The organism is Bradyrhizobium sp. 172, assembly GCF_023101065.1.
GTDB classification, from domain to species: Bacteria; Pseudomonadota; Alphaproteobacteria; order Rhizobiales; family Xanthobacteraceae; genus Bradyrhizobium; species Bradyrhizobium canariense_D.
Genome location: NZ_CP064701.1, coordinates 6653865 through 6675576 on the forward strand (window position 1 = coordinate 6653865; position 21712 = coordinate 6675576).

12 protein-coding genes and 8 pseudogenes are annotated in these 21712 nt (G+C 59.5%); 12 read left to right on the forward strand and 8 right to left on the reverse strand.

What is annotated here, in order from left to right:
* Positions 1–106: 106 nt before the first annotated feature.
* On the reverse strand, positions 107–2569 hold the full coding sequence (locus IVB07_RS31675) for a CoA transferase (protein WP_247766866.1): 2463 nt from the start codon (positions 2567–2569) through the stop codon (positions 107–109).
* A gap of 5 nt (positions 2570–2574) precedes the next feature.
* On the reverse strand, positions 2575–3597 hold the full coding sequence (locus IVB07_RS31680) for a hypothetical protein (protein WP_247766867.1): 1023 nt from the start codon (positions 3595–3597) through the stop codon (positions 2575–2577).
* Between the two features lie 1186 nt (positions 3598–4783).
* Between IVB07_RS31680 and IVB07_RS31685 the strand changes: the two genes are divergently transcribed.
* From IVB07_RS31685 to IVB07_RS31700, 4 genes and pseudogenes are all read left to right on the forward strand, one after another.
* On the forward strand, positions 4784–5233 hold the full coding sequence (locus IVB07_RS31685) for a transposase (protein ID WP_247766868.1): 450 nt from the start codon (positions 4784–4786) through the stop codon (positions 5231–5233).
* On the forward strand, positions 5230–5583 hold the full coding sequence (tnpB, locus tag IVB07_RS31690) for an IS66 family insertion sequence element accessory protein TnpB (RefSeq protein ID WP_247766869.1): 354 nt from the start codon (positions 5230–5232) through the stop codon (positions 5581–5583). The genes IVB07_RS31685 and tnpB overlap by 4 nt, the downstream gene beginning before the upstream one ends.
* A gap of 50 nt (positions 5584–5633) precedes the next feature.
* Positions 5634–7180: pseudogene (locus IVB07_RS31695) on the forward strand (IS66 family transposase).
* A complete protein-coding gene (locus tag IVB07_RS31700; RefSeq protein ID WP_247766870.1) occupies positions 7177–7800 on the forward strand; it encodes a UPF0149 family protein in 624 nt (207 codons plus the stop codon). Before IVB07_RS31695 ends, IVB07_RS31700 begins: the two are co-directional and overlap by 4 nt.
* Positions 7801–7907: 107 nt before the next feature.
* Here the strand turns inward: IVB07_RS31700 and IVB07_RS31705 are convergent, their stop codons facing one another.
* Positions 7908–8660 (reverse strand): class II aldolase/adducin family protein, encoded by a 753-nt coding sequence (locus IVB07_RS31705; RefSeq protein WP_247766871.1) that lies wholly within the window; start codon positions 8658–8660, stop codon positions 7908–7910.
* A 1360-nt stretch (positions 8661–10020) separates the two neighbouring features.
* On the opposite strand from IVB07_RS31705, the pseudogene IVB07_RS40790 reads away from it, so the two are divergent.
* The 3 genes and pseudogenes from IVB07_RS40790 to IVB07_RS31715 form a co-directional block, all read left to right on the forward strand.
* A pseudogene (locus tag IVB07_RS40790) lies at positions 10021–10152 on the forward strand (class II aldolase); the annotation flags it as partial.
* Between the two features lie 230 nt (positions 10153–10382).
* On the forward strand, positions 10383–11000 hold the full coding sequence (locus IVB07_RS31710) for a hypothetical protein (protein WP_346659444.1): 618 nt from the start codon (positions 10383–10385) through the stop codon (positions 10998–11000).
* Between the two features lie 127 nt (positions 11001–11127).
* Positions 11128–12285 (forward strand): Xaa-Pro peptidase family protein, encoded by a 1158-nt coding sequence (locus IVB07_RS31715; protein ID WP_247766873.1) that lies wholly within the window; start codon positions 11128–11130, stop codon positions 12283–12285.
* A 69-nt stretch (positions 12286–12354) separates the two neighbouring features.
* On the opposite strand, the pseudogene IVB07_RS31720 reads toward IVB07_RS31715, so the two are convergent.
* Positions 12355–12716: pseudogene (locus tag IVB07_RS31720) on the reverse strand (IS630 family transposase); the annotation flags it as partial.
* A gap of 333 nt (positions 12717–13049) precedes the next feature.
* Here IVB07_RS31720 and IVB07_RS31725 point away from each other — a divergent pair.
* From IVB07_RS31725 to IVB07_RS31735, 3 genes and pseudogenes are all read left to right on the forward strand, one after another.
* Positions 13050–13172, forward strand: a pseudogene (locus IVB07_RS31725) (IS6 family transposase); the annotation flags it as partial.
* A gap of 1050 nt (positions 13173–14222) precedes the next feature.
* Entirely contained in the window at positions 14223–14477 is a 255-nt protein-coding gene (locus tag IVB07_RS31730; protein ID WP_247766874.1) for a hypothetical protein, read from the forward strand.
* Positions 14478–14485: 8 nt separating this feature from the next.
* The gene (locus IVB07_RS31735; protein ID WP_247766875.1) at positions 14486–14782 is read left to right on the forward strand and encodes an aminopeptidase P family N-terminal domain-containing protein; all 297 of its coding nucleotides are present in this window, start codon (positions 14486–14488) and stop codon (positions 14780–14782) included.
* Between the two features lie 241 nt (positions 14783–15023).
* Here the strand turns inward: IVB07_RS31735 and IVB07_RS31740 are convergent.
* Positions 15024–15784 (reverse strand): annotated as a pseudogene (locus tag IVB07_RS31740) (IS5/IS1182 family transposase); the annotation flags it as partial.
* A gap of 79 nt (positions 15785–15863) precedes the next feature.
* Between IVB07_RS31740 and IVB07_RS31745 the strand changes: the two are divergent.
* Positions 15864–16230: pseudogene (locus IVB07_RS31745) on the forward strand (IS3 family transposase); the annotation flags it as partial.
* Positions 16231–16244: 14 nt separating this feature from the next.
* Here the strand turns inward: IVB07_RS31745 and IVB07_RS31750 are convergent.
* Positions 16245–16373, reverse strand: a pseudogene (locus tag IVB07_RS31750) (transposase); the annotation flags it as partial.
* Positions 16374–16961: 588 nt separating this feature from the next.
* Between IVB07_RS31750 and IVB07_RS31755 the strand changes: the two are divergent.
* Positions 16962–17926: pseudogene (locus IVB07_RS31755) on the forward strand (IS481 family transposase).
* 17 nt (positions 17927–17943) lie between these two features.
* Here the strand turns inward: IVB07_RS31755 and IVB07_RS31760 are convergent.
* On the reverse strand, positions 17944–19080 hold the full coding sequence (locus tag IVB07_RS31760; protein WP_247766876.1) for a Xaa-Pro peptidase family protein: 1137 nt from the start codon (positions 19078–19080) through the stop codon (positions 17944–17946).
* 831 nt (positions 19081–19911) lie between these two features.
* Positions 19912–21390 (reverse strand): MATE family efflux transporter, encoded by a 1479-nt coding sequence (locus tag IVB07_RS31765; RefSeq protein ID WP_247766877.1) that lies wholly within the window; start codon positions 21388–21390, stop codon positions 19912–19914.
* Positions 21391–21712 lie beyond the last annotated feature (322 nt).

The following is a 21712-nucleotide window of genomic DNA, read 5'->3' on the forward strand; positions in this document are numbered from 1 at the left end:
CCACAGGCTGCGCTGCTGAGCGAGCTGATCCGCCAAGTCTGAGTGCAATCGAGCCGTAGCATGATCTAGCAGTCTGACGCCACCTTCTAGGTCTTCGCGAGCTACCTCAGGAGACCATCGCGGTACCGATGATGTTCTCGCTTGCCAGTTGCGCGATCTCGGCGTCGGAGAGCCCGAGAAGTTCTACTAGGACGTCTCTGTTATGCTGTCCCAGTGTCGGGGCCGCCGAGCGGATCGCATACGGGGCTGCGCCTTCGCGAATCGGCATGGATGGCTGCGGGTGCGAGCCAATGAAAGCGCGTTCGACCTCCTGCAGAAATGCGCGCGAGCCGAGATGTCGATCCTTGAGCAGGTCAATCGGCAGGCGGGCCACGCCTGCCGCAACCCTTGCGCCCTGCAGCTCGGACATGGCGTGATCCGCATGACGAGTGTGCGTCCAAGCTTCGATGCCTGCCTCTATGAGGTCCTCAATGTCGCGGCGAGCTTCCGCAGATTCAAGCAATGCGTTCGAGGCCCAGTCTGGCCTACCAATAAGGATGGCAAGCCTCTGCCACATCGCCGCATCGGTTGCCGCTATGATGATCCAGTTGTCCTCACCCGCACACCGGAAGCAGCCATGCGGCACCAACTGCGGATGTCGAGCACCATACTTTGTGAGTGGCGCCCCATCAATCGAGTGAACGGTTATCCATGGCGCCGCAAAGGGTATCATGCACTCGATCTGCGCGAGATCAATGAATTGTCCCTGCCCGGTGTTGTGAGCGTGAATCAGGGCGAGAAGGACTGCAGCGCAGCCGTTCAATCCGCCGACGGGATCCCCGAACGCGATGTGGCTCATCGCGGGCGGCTCATCGGCGCTTCCGACCACGCTCGGCAGACCTGAGCCCTGCTCGAGAGTCGAGCCATAGGCCCGGCAATCGCGATGGACACTGCTGGCGCCAAAAGCTGACATCGACATCATGACGAGGCGTGGATTGAGTAGTTTGAGTACGTCGTAACCAAGCCCGAGCCTTGGCAGCACGTCGGCTGAGTAATTGCCGACCACAATATCAGCTTCCGCCAACAGCCGCTTGGCAAGAACGAGGCCCTGCGGCCGCTTCAGGTCAAGTGTGATGCCGCGCTTGTTTCGGTTCATGATGCAGAAACATTGCGCCAACTCATAGATCTGCCCGTCCACGTAGCCGCTGCGCCGGTCAACGCCGCGCCACCAATCCGGATACTGGATGGCTTCGATCTTGATAACGTCCGCACCGAGATCGGCCAGTGTCCGGGTACACAATGGGCCAGCCCAGCCCATTGTGAAGTCGATAACGCGAGTCCCATGCAACGGCTGCCGGTCCGCATCGATGCAGTCGGACGATCCATGCCCAGTCAGCGACCCGTGAGTTCGGATGTGCGCGGAATGTTGCTGCTCGCCGGGAGCCGGAACGCTGCCGCCCCGGCGTGGTGGCGTCAAAGTCAGCCGCTGCATCGAACCAACCGTTAGGCCCTCCTCTTTACCAATCACAACCGGCACGATTGCGCCGCGCGCCTTCTTCTCCGCGTCTTGGAGCAGATCGGATATTTCGGGCACCGGCACGATCGGGATTTTGCGCTTGAGTCCCTCCGCAAACCACTGTTGCGCTGTCCGCGCCTTCAGTCTCGGCGCAAACTGTCGTTCGATCTGGTCCATGTGTTTCAGGCGACCTTCGTTAAAGGCCAGAGCCGGATCATCACGCAATTCGGGCAAGTCGAGCATGTCGCAAAATGCGCGCCATTGCCCCGGCGTGACAGTCGAAAGGCCGAGCCAACCTTTTTTGGTTGGGTAAATGCCGACCGGAAAGTTGGGCCAGAAGCGGTTAATACCGATCCGACGCATCACGTCGCCGCGCGCAAATGCCTCGAACATGAGATACTCGGACAGAGTGAGACTCGATTCGAAGATGCTGAGCGACCACGAGCGCCCTGCCCCACCCTGCAGTCGCCCAACAACGGACGATGCCGTGGCGATGAAGCCCCACAAGCCAGCGAGGATACCCGTCTGGAAATCCGGTGCGTGCAAGGGCGGGCCTTCGGCCGGTCCGACTAGCTTGATGAGACCGGCGAGGGCGCGCACTGTCGAGTCGGTGGCAGCGAATCCTGCATAGGGGCCCTCGCGGCCGAACCAACTCGCTTCAAGATAGATCAGCCCAGGAAGTCGCTGCCGGATCGAGGCGATATCGATGGGTGGGCAATCCGCCGGATCAACATCGCGCCCATCGACCAGAATGTCGCAATGCTCGATCAGTTCCGTCAGCTGCGTGGTCGCATTCGGGTCGGTGGCATCGATGATGATGCTCGATTTGTTGAAGTTCAAGAATGCAAACCAGGCACTATTGTCGCTGGGCGTGAGCGGCGCGCTGCGGCGAAGTGGATCGCCGGCTCTCGATTCGACCTTTTGAACATCGGCACCGAAATCGGCAAACAAGCGCGCGCAATAGCTGGTCGCGGCCGAGCTACCGATCTCGACGACCCGTAGATGCGATAACACTCCCATCGATAGCTCCTTTTCCACACCGATGCTCAGGAAGTCGCCTATCAGCCGACGCAAGCTTGTCACATCGCAGCCGCGGCTCTGCTTAGTAGGCGACGGCACACAGTTGTTTGTGCGATGATGCGAGGCGGCGACAGCAGGACCGAGCACCGAGGCCGCGTTTCCGAGGGCCCGTCTGCCATTGTCGGCTTCAGACAACGACCAATCGATACGGCCGTGCCGTTCGGATAGCGCTCAGCAACTTTCTTCTCGTCTGACCTAGGCGAACCGCGATGGCTCTGTCTCCCGATGAAAGCCAAACAGCATGTGGCCCGGCCGCCCATGCGGGCGAGTTCGCCGGTCGTTCCCGCGGCCGCGCAGAAGGAGCCGTAAACGCGCCCGATCATTCGACTTCTAGCCAGGCTGTGACCATTGCGCGGCACGACGCCGAACGCGGCGCTGGCAGCGAGCCCGACAATGAAGATTCGTAAACTGGCCATTCTTTTTCTGTCTCCCGCGCGACCCAGACCGGACTTATCGCACGATGATACGGATCGGCAGATCGAACCTATGGGAGAGCTGAATGAAACGTGCGGCCTTGTGTATCGATGATCACGCCCAAGCGCCCTAGGGTTTCGCCAATCAAGTCGAACGGCTTGCTCTCGATACTGATCAATGCTTTGAATATCCCGGGGGGCGATATCGCGGCGAAATTCGAGCACCGAATTCTGATCGGCGACCAATCGATCACCCGCCGGAACTGCGTAGATAGGCAGACGTTTTCCCGAAAATTCACGCCGTAGTGACAGCCGCTGGATGACCATTTTCCAATCAGTTGACGGCCCCTGAAAATAGGCCATGTACTCGTGTGCGGTGCGCCGTCGATTTCTCGTCATTTTTGCACGAAGACATCGATTGCGCCGGTCGAGGCCCACTTCCTCAACTACGCCCGCGATCATGGCCGCTTCTGCCTTGGCGATCGAGGTGTTCCTCGTCGCAATAACGTCGCAGCAGCCGAGCCTTGCCGCATCGCGACGAAACCAGTAGGCAGAAAGGACATCAACCACCGGCAGCAAACCGGAATCTCGGCAAGCTGTAAAAAGCACGTGCCATCCAAGCCCGTCATGCCGAACCGATTGGTATCGACCGGCCGATCTCCGGCGCACTTTGCGTAGAATACTGGCGGCTTGTGTCACCGCCCGGCCAGCGTCAGCATCCGATCGAGCATCTGACTCTTCGCCATTAAAGGGCAACGAGCACGCGTAGCCGCAAGCCGTCACCCTGCAGCAGGTGGCTTCCGGCTTAAACGAGCGACGTTGACAACAAGCCCGCCCGCTTGCGCGCTTTTGATTAGGTCCAGGAACGGCTGTCGGCCTTTTAGAGCGACTGCAAGTCCCCATTCGATGAACAAACCTCGCTTGACGGGCTGTGCGAACTTTCATCCGCCCTCGGCTGGTTGCTCTAGGACCCCAGCTCGACCGCCGCCGGCCGATTCTGTCAAGCATATCGGCCTTCGGTGCGACTATCTCCGCCAAATCCGGACGACTATAATCGAGATCGAGTTCATCGCGCCGAAACTGTTCGGTGAGGTAAGCACCGTGAGAGAGGGCGATCGACTGTTGCATTCCATTCTCCGTCTCATTGGCCTTCAAAAAGAGAATGCATACCACCAATCAGATGAGCCGGCACGACAGCCAGCTTAGTCGCTGTCGGGTCGAAGTTGAGATTCCTGTACAAGCCTGCGGCAGTGGTTTAAACGAAATAACCATCAGCTATCTCGCTTGGGCAGCTACCAAATCAGGGAGGCGGCACCATACGGCGTATCGATGTTCCGCCCACTAGCGCGCGTCAGCTCAGCATTGCGTTGGAAACAGTTCGATACCGGAGCCGAGCTGGACCGATCGGTCCATCATCACGCATGCTGCCACATTCTGCTGCGCCCTCTGGGTCCCTAGGCAGAATGATCACGATGATAAACGATCGTCGCTGCTACCATGCTGAAGCGCAGATCGATTATCTACTCGGTACTCAAGCCAAGTGCATGTTCAAAATCGCTAGAACAACGCCCGCGCAGCGGCATGGTCGCCCAGCCAGGTCTAGAAAAGCTCCTGGCCTCGCGCGGGAGGCTGGGTTGCACTCTGGCTTGATGCCAAAGGCCGAGATCGAATGGGTACCATAGCAAAACACGCCCTCTGGGCTATTGTATCGTAACCGGCATGGGGCCCCCACCTCGCCATCGCTAGGTTCGCCTGCGATACAGCCTGGCATGAGCTGATCGGTGAAGTTGAAGCGATGGCAAATGCCATGCTTGATGCCAGGCAGGAAGGTGACTCCTATCGTCGCGTCGAGGTGATCACTGGGGAGCGCCGACGGCGACGGTGGACGGGCGAGGACAAGGCCCGGATCGTGGCGGAGAGCTTTGAGGAGGGCGCGAACATCTCCGAGGTGGCGCGGCGCAATCGCGTTTCCCGCGGGCTGCTCACGGTGTGGCGCCGCCTGGTTGCGGCGGCGGTGGCCGGCTTCGTGCCGATCCAAATTGGCGCCGGAAGCGGTGGCGGGACAGCTGGCGAGTCCGAGCGTATTTCGCCGGCACAAACGACGCCTTTGGAGATCGCCGCGCCGCCGGCGAGGCCCTGCGGGGTGATCGAGATCGAGGTGAGTGGAGCGCGCATCCGCGTCGAGCCAGGCGTGGAGTTGGCGACGCTTTCGACGGTGCTGTCGGCGCTCCGGGGTATCCGGTGATTGCGCTACGGTCTGACCTCAAGGTGGTGCTGGCGACACAGCCGGTCGACTTCCGCAAGTCGGTGCACACGCTGTCGGCGCTGGTGAGCGAAGCGCTGCGCGCGAACCCGTATTGCGGCGACGTCTTCGTGTTTCGCAGCAAGCGCATGGACAGAGTGAAGCTTCTGGCGTGGGACGGCAGCGGCATGGTGCTGGTGACGAAGTGGCTGCACCAAGGGCGCTTCACCTGGCCACCGATCCGCGACGGCGTGATACATCTGAGTGCGACGCAGCTCACGATGCTGCTCGACGGGCTCGAGTGGACGCGTGTGTCGCCGAAGCCTGTGAAGCAGCCGGCGCTCGTCGGATGACGCGTGTGGATTTCGCTGGAGCCTGTGGCGCGCGGATGTATCGTTTGATCATGGCGATTCGTCCCGACGCTCTCCCGACCGACACCGCAGCTCTGACCGAGATGGTGCTCGCGCTTGACGCCGAGAACGAGAAGCTACGTGTGGCGATGCAGGCGCTCAAGGAGATGATCTTCGGGAAGCGGTCGGAGCGACTTGCGGTGCTCGTTGACGAGCAGCTCGCGCTCGAGCTGGACGATCTGGAGACCGGCGTCACACCAGCTGCGCCGGCGAACGACGATAGCGGCTGCGACCAAGCCGGCTGGTAAGCCGCGCAAGAAGGCCCACCGCAACATCGGCGCGCTGCCCAAGCACCTGCCACGCTGTGAGCAGGTGCTGGAGCCGGACGCGACAGCGTGCCCGTGTTGCGACGGCCGCCTGCATTAGATCGGCGAGGACGTCAGCGAGGTGCTGGACGTGATCCCGGCGATCCTGCAGGTGCTGCGCACGATCCGTCCCAAATACGCCTGCCGCGGCTGCACCGACGGCGTGGTGCAGGCGAAGGTGCTGCCGCGACTGATCGAGAGCGGCATGGCCTCAACGGCGCTGGTGACCCACGTCGTGGTGTCGAAGTTTGCTTGGTATCGGCAGGTGCAGATTCTGGCCGGTCAGGGCCTTCATCTCGACCGCGCGACGCTGGCCGGCTGGGTGAAGCGTGCGCCCTGGTGGCTCAAGAGCCTCTATGAGCTCCAGCTGCGCACGATCCAGGCCTCGCCGCGCGTGTTCTGCGACGAGACGCCGATGCCGGTGCTCGATCCCGGACGACATCGCCCCCGCATCTGCCAGTTCTGGGCGCATGCCATGGATGACCGCCCGTGGGGCGGCCCCGCGCCACCGGCAGTCGCCGACGTGTTCGCCGGCGGCCGCCGCACCGGGGAGATCGCCGGACAATTGATCGGCTTTTCCGGCATTCTCCAGGTGGATGGTTATGACGCCTACAAGGCGCTCGCCCGCGATCATGGCAGCGCGATCCAGCTCGCTTTCTGCCTCGCCCATGCCCGGCCCAAATGTGTCGAGGTCTACAAGACGACCCAGTCGCCATTCGCTCGCGAGGTGACGAACTGTTGCAGGCGGTCTATGCCATCGAGGCCGAGATCCGCGGCAGCAGTGCCGAGCAGCGGCTTGCTGCCCGCCGCACCAGGACCACTCCGTTGATGGCGGCGCTCAAGGCGCGACTGACGGCAACGGTCGGCCAGCTCTTCTCCCAGTCGAAGCTGGCCGAGGCCATCAACTACGCGCTCAATCACTGGACGGACTGACGCTGCTTCTTCGCGACGGCCGCGTCGAGGTCGATTCCAACACGGTCGAGCGTTCCATGCGCCCGATTGCAAAGGGAAGACGCAACTCATTGTTCAGCGGCAGCGAAGGCGGCGCCGAGAGCTGGGCGATCCTGTCGTCGATCGTGAACACAGCAAAGCTTCATGAGCTCGATCCGCAGGCCTACTTGTCCGACGTGCTGGAGCGCATCGTGTCTGGGCGAACCAAGAGCCATCAGCTGCACGAGCTGCTCGCCTGGAACTGGAAGGCGGCCCGCGAGCGCATCGCACAAGCCGCCGCATGAGCCCGCGTCGCCATTCAGCATCGTCGTCGACGGCCGCAGCCGCGATGCCGCTTGCGGAGCTCGAGCGGTGGCTCCAGGTTCGTGTCGATCGGCACGCTGCCGCCACCAGTCTCCCCATGCTCGATGGCTACGTCGCCGCGATCGTGGCCGGACCGGTGTCGATCAGCCCGCTCGACTGGATCTGCCCGCTGCTCGCCATCGATGCCGATGCTTTCAACCACGGCGGCACTCCGGAGTTCGCAGCGATCTCCGCCGTCGCGCCGCGCCACAACGAGATCAGCCAGATCCTTTCGACCACGCCCAGCCAGTTCGAGCCGATGCACCGGCGCAAAGCCAATGGCGACGTCGATCCGCGACCCTGGTGCCAAGGATTCTATGCCGCAACGCGGCTCAGGCCGTCGGCGTGGGCGCCGTTGCTGGACGCCAGCAACGTCAATCATGGCCTGCTTCTGCCCATCCTGCTGCACTGTCGCGACGATCAGGGCCGGCCGCTGCTCGGACCGCCACGAAGCGGGCGCCAGATCAGGGATTTTCTGCGCAACGCCCACGCCGATATTCCAGCGGCCGTCGAGGCCATGCGCCAATACTGGATGCCGATCCGCTACGCTCGCGCCCGCTGATCACCGCAGACGTGGGAGCTCATACCGGTTACATTGTATCGCGCCTCGTCGTCCTCTACCCGTGTATCTCCTCGGCCGCTGTACTCTCACGTTCCCACCGCCTGACATCAGGTCGCGTATCCCGGGCTGATGCGATCGAGGCGGCGTTTGAGCGCCGCCCAGGGGCGCGGACTCTCATTGTAGCCATGATACTTGAACTGCGCCGCCGTGTGGGCAGCCACACTCGCAGAGAGTAGCGTAACCTTTTGCCTACCCTGAGTAGCCGCAAGCTGGATTCGGCAGGATTGCTCCAACTGGTACATATTAAGGAACGCTTCGGCCACGGTACGCCCGACCGTGAGCAAGCCATGGTGCTTCAGGACCATCGCGTCGTTGTCGCCGAGATCATCCACCAGCCGCTCGCGTTCCTCGAGATTGAGCGCGACACCTTCATAATCGTGAAATGCAATGCTGCCGTAGAATGCCATTGACTTCTGATTTAACGGCAGCAGCCCCTGCTCCTGGGCGGCCACCGCCATGCCAGCTAAAGTGTGGGTGTGCATGACGCACTTGGCGTCGTCACGACTCATGTGCACCGCGGAATGAATCGTGAAGCCCGCATTGTTTATCTTGGTTTCTTTTTCCTCCTCGCGAATATACCCGTTGGGGTCCACGACGACGAGACTAGAGGCCGTGATTTCGTCGAACATCATGCCGTAGGGATTGAGGAGGAAGCGATGCTCCTTACCAGGCAGGCGCGCCGATAGATGAGTGGAGATTAGATCATCCATGCCGAAATGCGCGATTAGGCGGTAGGCCGCGGCCAGATCACAGCGGATCTCCCATTCCTGGGAGGTATCATTACGATTATCCACTTTCATGCTCCGTATATCTTCTTCTTCCGTTTTCGACTTTCATGTAAACTTTTCGATGCCGGTCTAGAGATGCACAGGAACTGCGGCTTACGCTCTCCAGTTCTAGGATGCCGAGGACTCTGACATCTCTCGCTCTGCAGAGTTCGGCTAGTCGCCTCCCTTCCGATCGACCATGCTAGGGCGATTCCTTCAGAGGAAGGTGGACTCAACTGCGTGAAGCCACAAGCTACGAATGCTGGTAGCCTTCCGAGACGGAAGCTTGGCTGAAATCATACAGGGCTATCCAGTACGGCTTGTCCCAATCTGTCGGGCGCCCTATTGCTCGGATTGCGGTCCAGTCCGGCCGAATGTTGATTCCAGCATCAATCGCCGACAGCAAGCTGGCTTGCTGCGCAGGCATGATCTTTCCAGATCATTCGCAACATTTCGGAGGCATCGCTATTCATCGCGCTGCTACGCGACTGTGCGGAGCGACCAGTTGCGCGGGGATAAGTTTGGACTTCGGAGAAAGGCTTGTTGCGGCTAACAATGGTTCCGAGCCAAGCTGACTTCAGCGCTGTACCCCGTCAGTTCGATCCAGAGGATTCAAGCGCGCCCCTTTCATGGCGGCTTCTGCTCAGCTGCATTGTTGGGATCGATAACAAATGGCTGCGACTGGCGTACTTGACGCAGAGTTGCCCGCACAGAAGGTCTCGGACGCTCGAACTGTCGCTTGCCACGCGGCCATCAACGGGGCGGATGCTGCTCAGAAGGTTCCTCAGCCGCGCATTCCGGTGCCGCAGCTCTCTCGCAGCCCGACCTGGGTAGCTTGCTTTAGTGCGCAACAGTTGCACGGGCTCAGGCCCGACGGGTCGCGCCATTCTTCAATATCTAGGCCAGCCGCACCAGCGCTAAAACCGCTTGGTGTTCGCTTGAGAATGTCCCAGAGATGCTGCCGGTCACGAAATTTGGGCCGTTTGATCATCATCTGTGCCGCAAGTCGAGCTGATCGCGAAGCGCCACGTGCATCACAGCCGACGCGTTGGCTTTCCGACGCTGTAGCGCTTGCGACAAATCGCACTCACTGAAGATCGTCTCTTTTCACTAGTTTGGAAGAAGTTCTGGCATGGCACGGGGCTTGCTAACGTGGTTGGAAAGACCAAGAGGCGGCCACCCATGATTGAAGCCACTGCCAACCGCGAGACGTCTTCAGCTAAGCCGATCGTGTTGACGAGACCACACTCTGTAGGGCAAGCAGGCGCTTGGCTTGCAATTTGCGACAGCGGAAAACGTAGCGATTGCGCGTGCGCTGGCGAGCTGAAGGACATCGAGTTGGCGCCCATGATGGGAATACAAGAGACAGGCCATCATCGACGCCTGCCGCCGCATGAATACGCCAGGCATCAACCATCAAGCAATATCTGCGTGCGGCATGGGGACGGGCTCCTGATCACCCCGACCAGCACGCCCTATGAGGCCATAACACCGGACCAGGTTCATGGCGATCGACGGCTCGCATGAAATCACCGCCAAATGCGAGGCGAACCTGCTCTATCACTATGCTCGAGACCGATTGTCGAGCCCCCGATCTGCACCTGCCTCAACGGCGACTCTGCCTCAAGCTGGGAATTCGGTCTGTCCCGAATAACCTCGTCAATGATCTCGCGAACGCCACGCTCTCTCGGAGTTATGCACCTCGAACGTGGGGCGCCGGTCGGCGCCACGCCGCCGATACCAGCGCCCGGCTCAATGCTCAATTCGGCCACCTTCAATTTCCCGATCATCTCCGAAACGGTCGCGGGAGCTTGGGTAGAGAATGTCGTGCGCGGCGATCCAGCTCTTGAGGCGTCATTCATCGCTGCCGCCCAGCGGCTCGTCGACCGAGGTGCCATCGCGATAAGCTCTACCTGCGGTTTTTCTATCCGGCATCAGCAGGCGGTGGCCAAGTCGATGAATGTGCCCGTAGTCATGTCAAGTCTGCTCCTGCTGCCGGCGTTGCTCCGGCAGCTGCCGGCATCCGCCAAGATCGCAGTCTTGACCTACGACTCGACGCATGCAACCAAAGACCTGCTCGGGGTTGATGATCCAGCCCAGCGGGCGAGGATCGTGATTGGCGGCATCGAGGGCGGCAAGTTCTGGCACGACGAGTTGAAGCGTCCGCCACCACCAACCGACATCGCGGCGATCGAGAACGACGTCGCTGCCTGTACCGCGCGACTTCGCATCGCGCATCCGGAGATCGCGATCATCCTGTTCGAATGCGCGGCGTTCCCCCTGGTGGCGCCGGCGATCCGTCATATCACGAAGTTGCCTGTCTACGACATCACAGACCTTTGCAGACTGACGATGGCGTCCATCGCATCATAAGGCGGGCCGCGGTGACAGACTTAGAGGGATACTTCGCAACAACGGGGGCGCCAAAACGACATTTCGCGGCTGCGTCGCTTCCATGCCGAGCATCGTCCGCCATGCGATGAGTTCAGGAGAAACTGAGATGCCCGCATTTGATCAACAGGAATATCGCGAACGTACGGCTCGGCTGCGCCAGCGAATGGCGGAACAGGACATGGATGCAATGCTCGTCTTTAACGAGGCGAACATGAATTATCTCACTGGCTACGATGGATACTCGGACTACGTCCCGCAGCTCGCGCTTGTGAGTCAAGATGAGGAAGATCCGTGGCTGATCCTGCGCGAGATGGACGTCGCATGCGCAACGGTCACATCCTACCTGCCACGGTCGCGCGTACTTGGTTATCCCGAGAGATACATCGGTTCGAGCCAGCGGACGCCGTGGCGGCCGATCGGAGATATGATCCGGGAACGCACCAAATCAAGCCACATCGGGGTCGAACTGACGGCAAAAAATTTCGGGGTGAAGGCCCAAACTACCCTGGCCCAAAACCTGGATCTTTCGGAGAGCATCGATGCCGATGGCCTCATTTCCACGCTGAAGCTGCTGAAGTCTCCTGCTGAGATCGCCTACATGGAACAGGCCGGAAAGATCGTCGATCGAGCCATGAGAGTCGCCCGTCTAGGCGTTGCTCCCGGAGCGCGAGAATGCGATGTGGCCGCAGCCGTCATGCACGCGTTGTGCACGGGCACACCGAAATTCCCGGGCCATGCTTCTCGCATTTATCCGACCATGCCGACCGGTCGCCCAGCGACTGCGCCGCATCTCAAATGGTCAGACGCGAGCTATGCGATGAATTGTCAGACCAACTTTGAACTTGGTGCCTTTCGCCACCGCTATTGCTGCGCATTGTCCCGGACCGTGTTCTTAGGTGAGCCGTCCCCTCGGTCACAGCACCTACACCAGGCGGTGCTTGAGGGCTTCCTGGCTGCCTTCGAAACGATGCGACCTGGAATAACATGCAGAGATGTCGACAGAGCTTTCCGGCGTACCTTCAATACTCGTGGCGTACGCAAAGAATCTCGAATCGGCTACTCCCTCGGAATTGATTGGCCTGACGGTGGCGCGAGCCTACAAGAAGACGATGACACCGTGCTCCGACCCAACATGACTTTCCACCTGATCATCGGCATCTGGGAGAAGGACGACGGCTATGTCTTCAGCGAGACAGTGCGCGTGGCTGAAAAAGGCGCAAAGTCGTTGAGTAGCATGTCACGCGACCTGCTGGTCAACCGCTAAGATCACAGTCGCTTATCCGTTTCGTCGTCACCAGCCTCGATGTCTGCTCGGCCAAGTGGATCTACGACAGTGGCTGCGCTGGAAGCGCCAGACATATTGGACGTCAACATCGCCCAACCCTCGGCCAACAGAGCGCCGACCCAGCAGCTTAGACTCCGCTTGTCGGTGGCCTTCGTCGGCTGCTTGCCGGGCCGCGGCTTGCCTTGCACCTTCAAGGCCATGATCGGCATAGGGTGCTGCCAAAGGCTGACAATGCGGGGCTGGACTCCGACTTCTTAGGCCATCGAGCGGATGCTCCGCCCGTCCGCCGCCAACAGAACTACCCGCGCCGCTTCAAATCGCGCTGCAACGTCACCGGCGAGCGACAACACGCCCTCAAGTACCTTGCGATCTTTCCGCGAAAAGTGGACTTCTCTTGCTTCGGGGATCATCCATATCGTGAATAACGATTCAAGAAAAAGTTAATACTAGGCCGCTTCCGGAACTCCTGTGCCATCAGCCCGGCGTTCCGAAGGACCCGGTGCTCGGCGCTAAAGGCTCGGCGATGAGCGTCGCCAGGTGGTACGGTCTGCAAAAGAGATCGTCGCGCCTTGCGGTAACTCGGCGGGCGGTCATCATGCACCTTAGGTAGCGCGACGGACACTCGGTGGACGAGGGAGACTATGCCGGTGTCTGATCCGCCTCGAGAAAGGACGCACAAGTCCCGCCAGCCGACGGAAGGTTTTCCTCGCTGGACGACCGATGCTCCCTTGAAACCATCAGTCAGCGCCGATGCTATTCTCGAAGGAATTGCGATTGTCCATATGATGCATAAGCGACGGGTAAGGTACGCCTTCGATCCGAATCTGTCCCCAGTGCGATTCGCTATCTCGCCAGCTGATCCGTAGCGTCCCTGACCCTCCGTGCGCCCTACGTTCGCGAGGTAACCTGTCGACGATCATTCCCCGAAGCCGGAGCGAACACGGCGGCGCACGACCGACAGCAGGTTTATCCCGCGCACGAGCAGAAGATGTGCAGCGCGGTCCAGAGCCCTGTGCGCCGAACATCTGCCCGAACGCGAAGACAACGACTCTCGCAAAGCCCGCAAGCGCGAATCCGCCGCCGCGGTGAGCCTGACAGTGCGCAAGAAAGCCGCCTGATCGCTGGCGCCGATGGAACGCAGGGGCGCGCTGCTGAGCGGTCGCGGCGATTCCGTCGAGGAAATAGAACAGAAAAATGCAGCAGCACCGCGTTGGCGACGAGGATCAACGTGCCAAGCTGGGCGCCCTGCCGCGTGAACAGGAGGTATCTTCCCATGAGCACGAAGGATCATTATGTCGCCGTTGAGGTGTAGCATCCGCCTCAGCCACGCCTTGAACGTTTCTATGACAAAACGCGCCAAGAAACGATTAGCGCTGTTACAAGAAGCGGGTTTGACTTTGCCTCGTTCCCAATGGCAGGTTCTGATCGCCAGATGTTGACCACTCAATCCGGTAGCTGCCTCTCCGGGTTGTTTGGCGCAGGCAGAATAAACGTAAATCTGTCCACGGACAGGCAGTTGTTCGCCTCGAAGTCACTCAAATCGACGCACTAGCCAAGGACGGAACTGTGGAAGCGGTGTAGGTGCGGAATGCGTGGCGTGTTTCGTCGGCGTCGAGTGGCGTTCCGAATATTGGGTAAACTCCGAGGATCCATCCGGCACGCATTTTCCGCGCGCTCAGAGATGTTCGTGCCCACGCGGCGACGAGGCTCGGCATAGCGGGAGCTGAGGGATGATCAATGCTGGCTACATTAGACTCACGTCCCAAACAACTATGACGTGGAGCTCGCAGGCCTATCAGGATTAGGCATTGAGCATTTCCTCAACCGATGCGGGCTCGCGCGGAAGCTAATCACACGGGCGTAGTCTCGATTCCGCCCCCGGACGCCTCTTAATGCGATCACATAGGAATGATTAGATGACGCAGCCTCTGCTCTTCCCGCTGCGCTTTCCCGTCGAGGAACTCCGCTCGCGCCTTTGCAGCATTGCGCATCCTCATGGCCGAGAGGCAGGTCGATATTCTTATCGTCGACCAGTTCGAGCACATGGCCTATTTCGGGGCTACCGGTCCACAGCCGCCATGTATCAGGCCTTGCTCATCCACCTTGATCAAGAAGCGGTCACTGTGATCGGTGAGCTCGACCTTCCGGTTTCAGCGAAAAAAGCTGGCTAAGCGATTCCGTGGCATTCCGCGACGCCTCCAATCCGATTAAGGTCGTGGCCGAGACGATCAAAGCCCGTGTTTTTGGAGCGTCGGTCGTAGGCCTCGACCGCGACAGCCATTTTCTCACAGTGAGACGGGCATGTGAGCTCGAAAGCCTGCTGCCGGATGCAAAGGTCGTTGATTTCTCCCGTGTCATGTGGGAAATGCGGCAGATCAAATCCCCGCTCGAACTTGCTTGCCTCGAGGTAGCTGCGGAAATTTGCGGCCGCGCAGCGGCGGCAGCCTTCGACGCCGCTCGAGCAGGTATCAACTAGTGCGAAGTCTTCCTAGCCATGACTAGCGAAGCGTGGCGCAGTGGCGCAGATAATGCAGGGGTCGTCGTCATGGCGTCCGGACCTCGCTCAGCAATCTTGCATGCCTCGCTCGGCAGCCGTGGAGGACATCCTTCATGTGGAGCCGGTTCCGCACTTCCGCGGCTACACCTCGCGAATGATGCGCCCGAAACCGATCGTCGTCGGTGAAGAACGCGGACGAGCGGTGATTTAGGGCGATCTTTCAAGCCGGGACAGTTTCGGCGCCCGGATGATGGCGCAAGAGTGCTGCGAGCCATCGCAGGAGCAGACCGAAGTTGTAGCCGGCTGCTGCGAGGATGGCGTTGACGCGGTCGCCGAGGCGGCCCTTGAGGTAGTTGCGGTCCATGCGGTGCTCGGCATTGACGTGGCCGATGACGGGCTCGACAGCCGCACGACGCTTCATCTCGCGCCGGATGGAAGCCGTGACGTGGCGGACCTGCTCCGAGACCCAGACCCTGAGCCGGTTCGAGTGGTTGTGGCCACGGTACCCTTTGGCGACGTGGATGCGGCGAGCCTCCACGCCGGTGAGCTTCTCCACGGCGATCACGGGGCCGAGGGTGTGCCCATCGAAGGGATTGCCATGCAGTGCCTTGGCAAGCACGAACTGTTCGCCCTTCTGGGAGGTCACGGGGGTGGCGATACTGACCTTGCAACCGAACTCGTAAGGCGCGCGGGCATTGCCTTTGCCGATGCACTCGACCTCCGCCGCATCTAACGCACAGACCTTGGCCGCGCTGATGCTCATCCTGCAGGCGTATCCGCTGCGCCAGATCGAGCAGCGGGCCGAAGTGAGCTTCCAGCACCGCATCGCCATCAATCTTGCGGCGGACGTCGCGGATGATCCGGCCAAGCCGCGTCCGCAGGAACTTGAGCTGGCGCCGGGCGCTTTGAACTGGTGAGCGTGGGTATAGCGGCCGACCATGATGGCGTACGCTTCGCCAGGCGCAGGTAGCTCTGAAGAGCCGGCTCCGGAAATCTGAACAGGGCGATAAGTGGAGTTTCTGCCTGACGGTGGGCAAGATTGGCCCGCGAACAGGAGACGATGAGCAGACGAGCACGCCGGAACCACACCCCAGCCTTCAAGGCGAAGGTAGCACTTGCTGCCGTCAAGGGCGACCGAACACTGGCTCAACTGTCAGAGCAGTTCGACGTCTACCCCAATCAGATCACATCGTGGAAGGCGCAGCTTAGGCAGCGCCGCCGATGTGTTCGGGCCAGGTCACGGTAACGCTACGCCGTTGCCCGCGATCGTTGTGAAGTCGCTGCATGCCAGGATCGGGGAGCTGACGCTGGAGAACAACTTTTTTTGAAGGAGCGCTCACCAAGGCGGGATTGCTGAGCGCAGAGCGATGATCGACCGCGAGCACGAGCTGTCGATCACCAAGCAGGCGGAAGTTCTGAAGATCAGCTGTTTGCGTCTTGCCGCATCCGGGAGGAGCGCTGGCAGGATCGTCTCATCGGCGAAGATCCGTTCGCCTTGCTTGATCTTCTCTAGCACATAGTCGGCCAGCGGCTGTAATTCGAAGCCGACCTTGCCTATCCATTGCGCCATCCGACAACCCATCGCGATGTCTGTGTGATGCCCAGCGTAGCCATAATGCCGGCATCCAAGCATCGTGAGTCCGCAGTGAGTACTGCGATTTTCTTGTTCGCAGGCACATTTAACAGCGACGATGGAAGCATGAGTCGGCGTGAAGTCAGACAGGAACCGATACAGCTGCCGAAATTGCACGCTGGTATCGCACCGTAAAGCCGCAGTCACATGGATTGCGTCAGCTCCTTCCCGTGCAAGCTCTTGCGCAGCTTTCATATACTCATCCTCACAGGCAGGACACCCGAGACAACATTGCTGGCCCATGCTCCCGGATCCGCTTCTATATCGTGGGAGACCCATAGCGCCGTGAATTGGCAATGCTTGGGCCGAAGTACGAAAATAGTCGCCAACATTCGATGGGCATAGAACACCTAGCGTTGCTGTATTTTCCTCCTCCCAAACAGTAAGCGTCATGTGATTACCTTTGAGAGGCCATCCCGACGCGAACTTTTGCCCCGCCCCGCCTTGGGCTCGAGGGCCTGGATTTAGGTGTTTAGTCCCAAGCTTTGATGGTGCATTCTTATCGCACGATTCGAAGGATGCGCTATAGGACAAGTTTTACACGGCTGCGCCACGACGACGGAGGCGGTCCGTCGAGCAATACAAAATAGTCAAGAGAGCCTGAGAGCGCTCGCCAAGCGCTATGGGATCAACCAGAAGACTGTCGCGAAGTGGAGGAGCGCGAGACCGTCGCCGATCTCCCGACAGGCCCCAAAGAAGCCAAATCGACCGTGCTTTCCATCGAGGAGGAGGCGATCATCGTCGCTTTCCGGCGGCATACGCTATTGCCGCTCGACGATTGCCTCTATGCGCTCCAGCCGACCATCCCGCATCTGACGCGATCATCCCTGCATCGCTGTCTCCAGCGCCACGGGATCAGCCGATTGCCGGAGGTCGGAGGCAGCAAGCCTCCGAAGAAAAACTTCAAGGCTTATCCGATCGGCTATTTCCACATCGACATTGCTGAGCTCCAGACCGCTGAAGGCAGGCTCTACCTCTATGTCGTATCGATCGCACCAGCAAAATTCGCCTTCGTGCAACTGGTCAGGAAGACGGGAAGGACCTCGGCCTGGATCTTCCTCGAAGCTCTGATCGCGGCTGTCCCCTACAAGATCCACACGGTTCTCACCGACAATGGGATCCAGTTCACTTTCCCCCCGCGCTACGCGGACGGCCCGACGGCAAGATACTGACACACATGTTTGATATGCGCTGCCACGAGAATGGCATCGAACATCGGCTGACCAAAATCAAGCATCCCTGGACCAATGGCCAGGTCGAACGCATGAACCGCACGATCAAGGAAGCGACCGTCAAACGCCACCATTACGATCGACACGATCAGCTCGAAGCTCACCTTGATGACTTCATCAACGCCTACAACTTCGCTCGGCGGCTGAAAACCTTGAAGGGCCTCACGCCTTACGAATACATCTGCAAATGCTGGACTTCCCAGCCAGAACGATTCAAACTCAATCCGCTCCACAAAAATGCCGGGACTAAACACCTAGTTGTCAGCGGCTTAAAATCAGAAGAAGAGCCTGCGCTCCTTTTTGGTCAGGCGCTTCCCTCCCTCGGGCGTGACGACGATGGTTTCGCTGAAGCTCATCCCGCGCGCCGATGTGTACATGTGGAAAATTTGGTTCTTCTCCAGCTGCCAGTCGCTGTCGGCCAGGAAGACGCGGGTGAAATCACTCATGCGCGGTTGACATTTGAGGCCAAGCGTATAGCCGGTGATGTTCGTGTAGCTATCCCGCAATTTGGCCGCTACTATCCCCTCACGCACAATGCGGTCGACGTCCCGTGCTTTTGCACCAGCCTTCATGGCACGGAACTGCTCGTCCTGAATTCCGATCATCGTTTCCGCAGTCCGCATTTGTTCATCGGTTGGCGCACCGATCGACTTCGGGCGCATGATTCGTGAGTTGTAGCTGCGAAACTGCGGCACGGGCTCCATATGGACGATATCTCCCTCAGCGAGCATGCGGCCGCCGAGCGAGCCGTGCAAGATTGCGGAGCGAGAGCCGGACGCGATGACCGCGACCAGCGCATTATCCGCGCCCTTAAGCCAGGCTTCGTTAGTCATGGCTGCCAAGACTTCACGTTCGTTAACGCCTGCCCGAGCCGCATCGAGACCTGCCACCACCACGCGGTCGCAAATCTCCGCGGCCACCTCGATGTATGTAAGTTCGAGCGGGGATTTGACCTGTCGCATTTCCCACATGACACAGGAGAAATCTACGAACCTGACGTCCGGCAGCAAGCTTTCGAGCTCCAATGCCCGGTTAACAGTGAGAAAATGGCTGTCGCGCTCAACGCCTATCACGGAAGCTCCAAAACCACGAGCTATGATCGTCTCGGCCACGACCTTCACCGGATTTGCGTTGTCGTCGAACGACACCCAAGCAGCGAACCAGCTGTTTTCATTGAACACTGGAGCATCGAGAGCACGAATTACAGCAACCGGCTCTTGATCGAGGGGTATAAGTAAGGCCTGATACATGGCCGCTGTGGACCGATAACCGCTGAAATAGACCATGTGTTCGAACTGATCCACGATAAGTAGGTCAACGTGCCTCTCTGCCATGAGGGTGCGCAATGCTGCGAGGCGCGAGGCGAATTCGTCCACGGGAAAGGGTGGCGGGAAGAGCGGAGGCTGTGTCATCAAATCATTCCTGTGTGATCATAGTAAGCGGGCTACGGCGGAGCCGGCTTGGAGTTTATCGTTCGCGTGGTCGAGATCGATTATCACTCCGTCATCAAGCAGGAGATTCCCAGTCCAGATAGGTTGACGACGTCGTCGTCATGGCTGTGTCGCGGGATCAACCTAATACTACCGAACCTACTTCGAGCCTGACCTGAAGCGGCGACTTTCGGACTGTGCCGATCGGCGAGTGCATTCCGCTTCGCTCATCGCAGGCCGCCATTGCCTCTTTCCTCTCCCAGACGCAGATGAGCGAAAGGAACTGCGATTGTAAAAGCGCCTGGATGAGATCGGCCGGAATCTTCAACGGGTTGAGCGGAATTTGAGAATCTGAGTGGAACACTGGCGCCGTTCATTCGGTTTTACTAAATCCGACTGTCCTCCCCTGCCCGAGAGTGCCCAGGCGGCGGCTCGATGTAAGGGCGGAGAGCGCTATAACCAATTTATTGCGGCTCTCGGCCGTCGTTAAGGTCCGAAGCATTTGGCAGGAAGTGTCTGAAGAGGCTGATCAAACGAAAGCAAAGCGCATGAAATGATTGGTCACCATGGGCTGTCAGCCTTAAAGATGATCTGTCCCGCAGGGACATGATATCCTGCGCCTTTAGCCATTTTTACAGTCACGCGTCCGGACCAAGGATCGCCGTGGCCAAGGAGGAAGCCGTCTCCGCTGCTACACTCATCGCGCTCCCATCTCCGGCCTGATTTTGGCGCAATTGCCGCCATGCCAATGCACCGCGCTCCGATCTGACGACGCACGAATCCATCCGCCTGCCACCTGCTGACGACGATTGATCAGCTATCTCCAGCGCATCGGCTACCACACGGTTCGTCATCAGTCGGTGACTGCGCGAACTGGTTGCGGACGCGGCGACGCATGACCCATAGCAGGCTTATCCCTCGCATGAGCAGAAAAATGTGATAAGCAGCCCAGAGGCCGTGGTTGCCGAACATCTTCCCAAAGGCAAACAAAGTCGTGATATAAGCCCCAAAGGACATGAGCATCACGTTCCGCATGTCACGCGACCAAGTGGCGCCGATGAAGACACCGTTCATCTGGAAGGCTAGCACGCCGCTTAGGGCAGTGGAGGTCGCCCAAGGAAGATAGAAGACCGCCTCCGCGCGCACGTCCGGCGCTTTTGTTATTGCGCTAACGAGCTGCTCACCGAAGACGACAAATAGGACACTCGCAAACGCCGCAATCGCAAATCCCCAGCCCATGGTAAGTTTGACGGCACGAAAAAAAGCCGCCTTATCACCGGTACCGATGGCACGCCCGACGAGCTGCTGTGCTGCGGTCGCGAAGCCGCTGAGGAAGTATTCCGCGAACAGCAAAAATTGCATCAGCGCAGCATTGGCAGCGAGGGTCACTGTGCCAAGCTGCGCGCTCTGCCGCGTGAAAACGAAGTATCCTCCCATGAGCACGAAGGAACGGATTATGATATTGCCGCTGAGGTGAAGCATCGACCTCATGGCCGCCCGATCGAAGGTATGCTGGGGCGCTATTCTCGGCATTGCGCGGAATCGCTCAAAGAGAATAAAAAGGCCGGCGCTCATGGTGGCCAATTCAGCGCATGACGTTCCCCATGCGACTCCTGCAATACCCCAGCCGAGATAGATGCCTAGAAAGCTTGATAACGCAATATTTGCTCCGTTGAGCAGAAGTTGCAGGAAAAGTACGAGCCCTGATTCGCTACGCCCGACGAAATAGCCGACAGTTACAAAGTTGATGAGCGCCGCAGGTGCCGAGAAAAGGCGAATGCGGATGTAAATTTCCATGGCCGCCGTCAGGGCCGGTTCCGCGCTCATGAACCATTCGCAGATTGTGGCAACTAGTGGCGCAAGCAGCACCAGAGCCAAGCCAGAGAGGGCCGCAACGAGAAATGCGCGCAGGAAGACCGCCCGCTCTTCCAAGGCGTCACCTCTCCCAAAACACTGGGCAACAAGGCCGCACGTGCCGGATCGCAGAAAATTGAAGGTCACAAAGATAACGTCGTAAGCCACGGCTCCGGCCGCAAGACCGCCGAACAAAGCGGCATCGCCGAATTGACCGACGACAGTCGCGTCGACAAGGCCGACCAGCGGCGTCGTGATGGATGCGAGCATCATGGGAATGGCGATCCCGAGGACCTGCCGGTTGGTAACCGGGAATGGCTTGGAGCCGAGGATCACTGCTTTCTGTTCCACGTCGCCTCTTACTGGATCAGTTGTACCGTTTTGAGCGCCGGCGATGTTGCTCGGAGCACCTGGAGCAATCCCGAAGAAATGCGACATTCAAGGGAGGTCGGTCTGACCTGTCTGTCATCCCGGGTTGCGAACGCTGTGACTGGCCTACGTTCTTATCCTGCGTGATCTCAACGCATCGTTGGCCGAGTGGGGCATTTCGGTCGATTACTCGAGCATCTAGAGCTGGACGATTTGATTCTCTCTGTGGCTGGAACACTAGAATCGGCGCAAGCAAAGTGTCACCGGCAGATGGCCTGCGACGAACTCTTTTCAACGTCCCTGCCCGGTTGGTATATAGCGCCATCAACGCCGTCGCCGAGCCGGTCGAGTTCTAGCTCCCTGAGGGCCGCGATCTGGCGGCCGCGAGCCG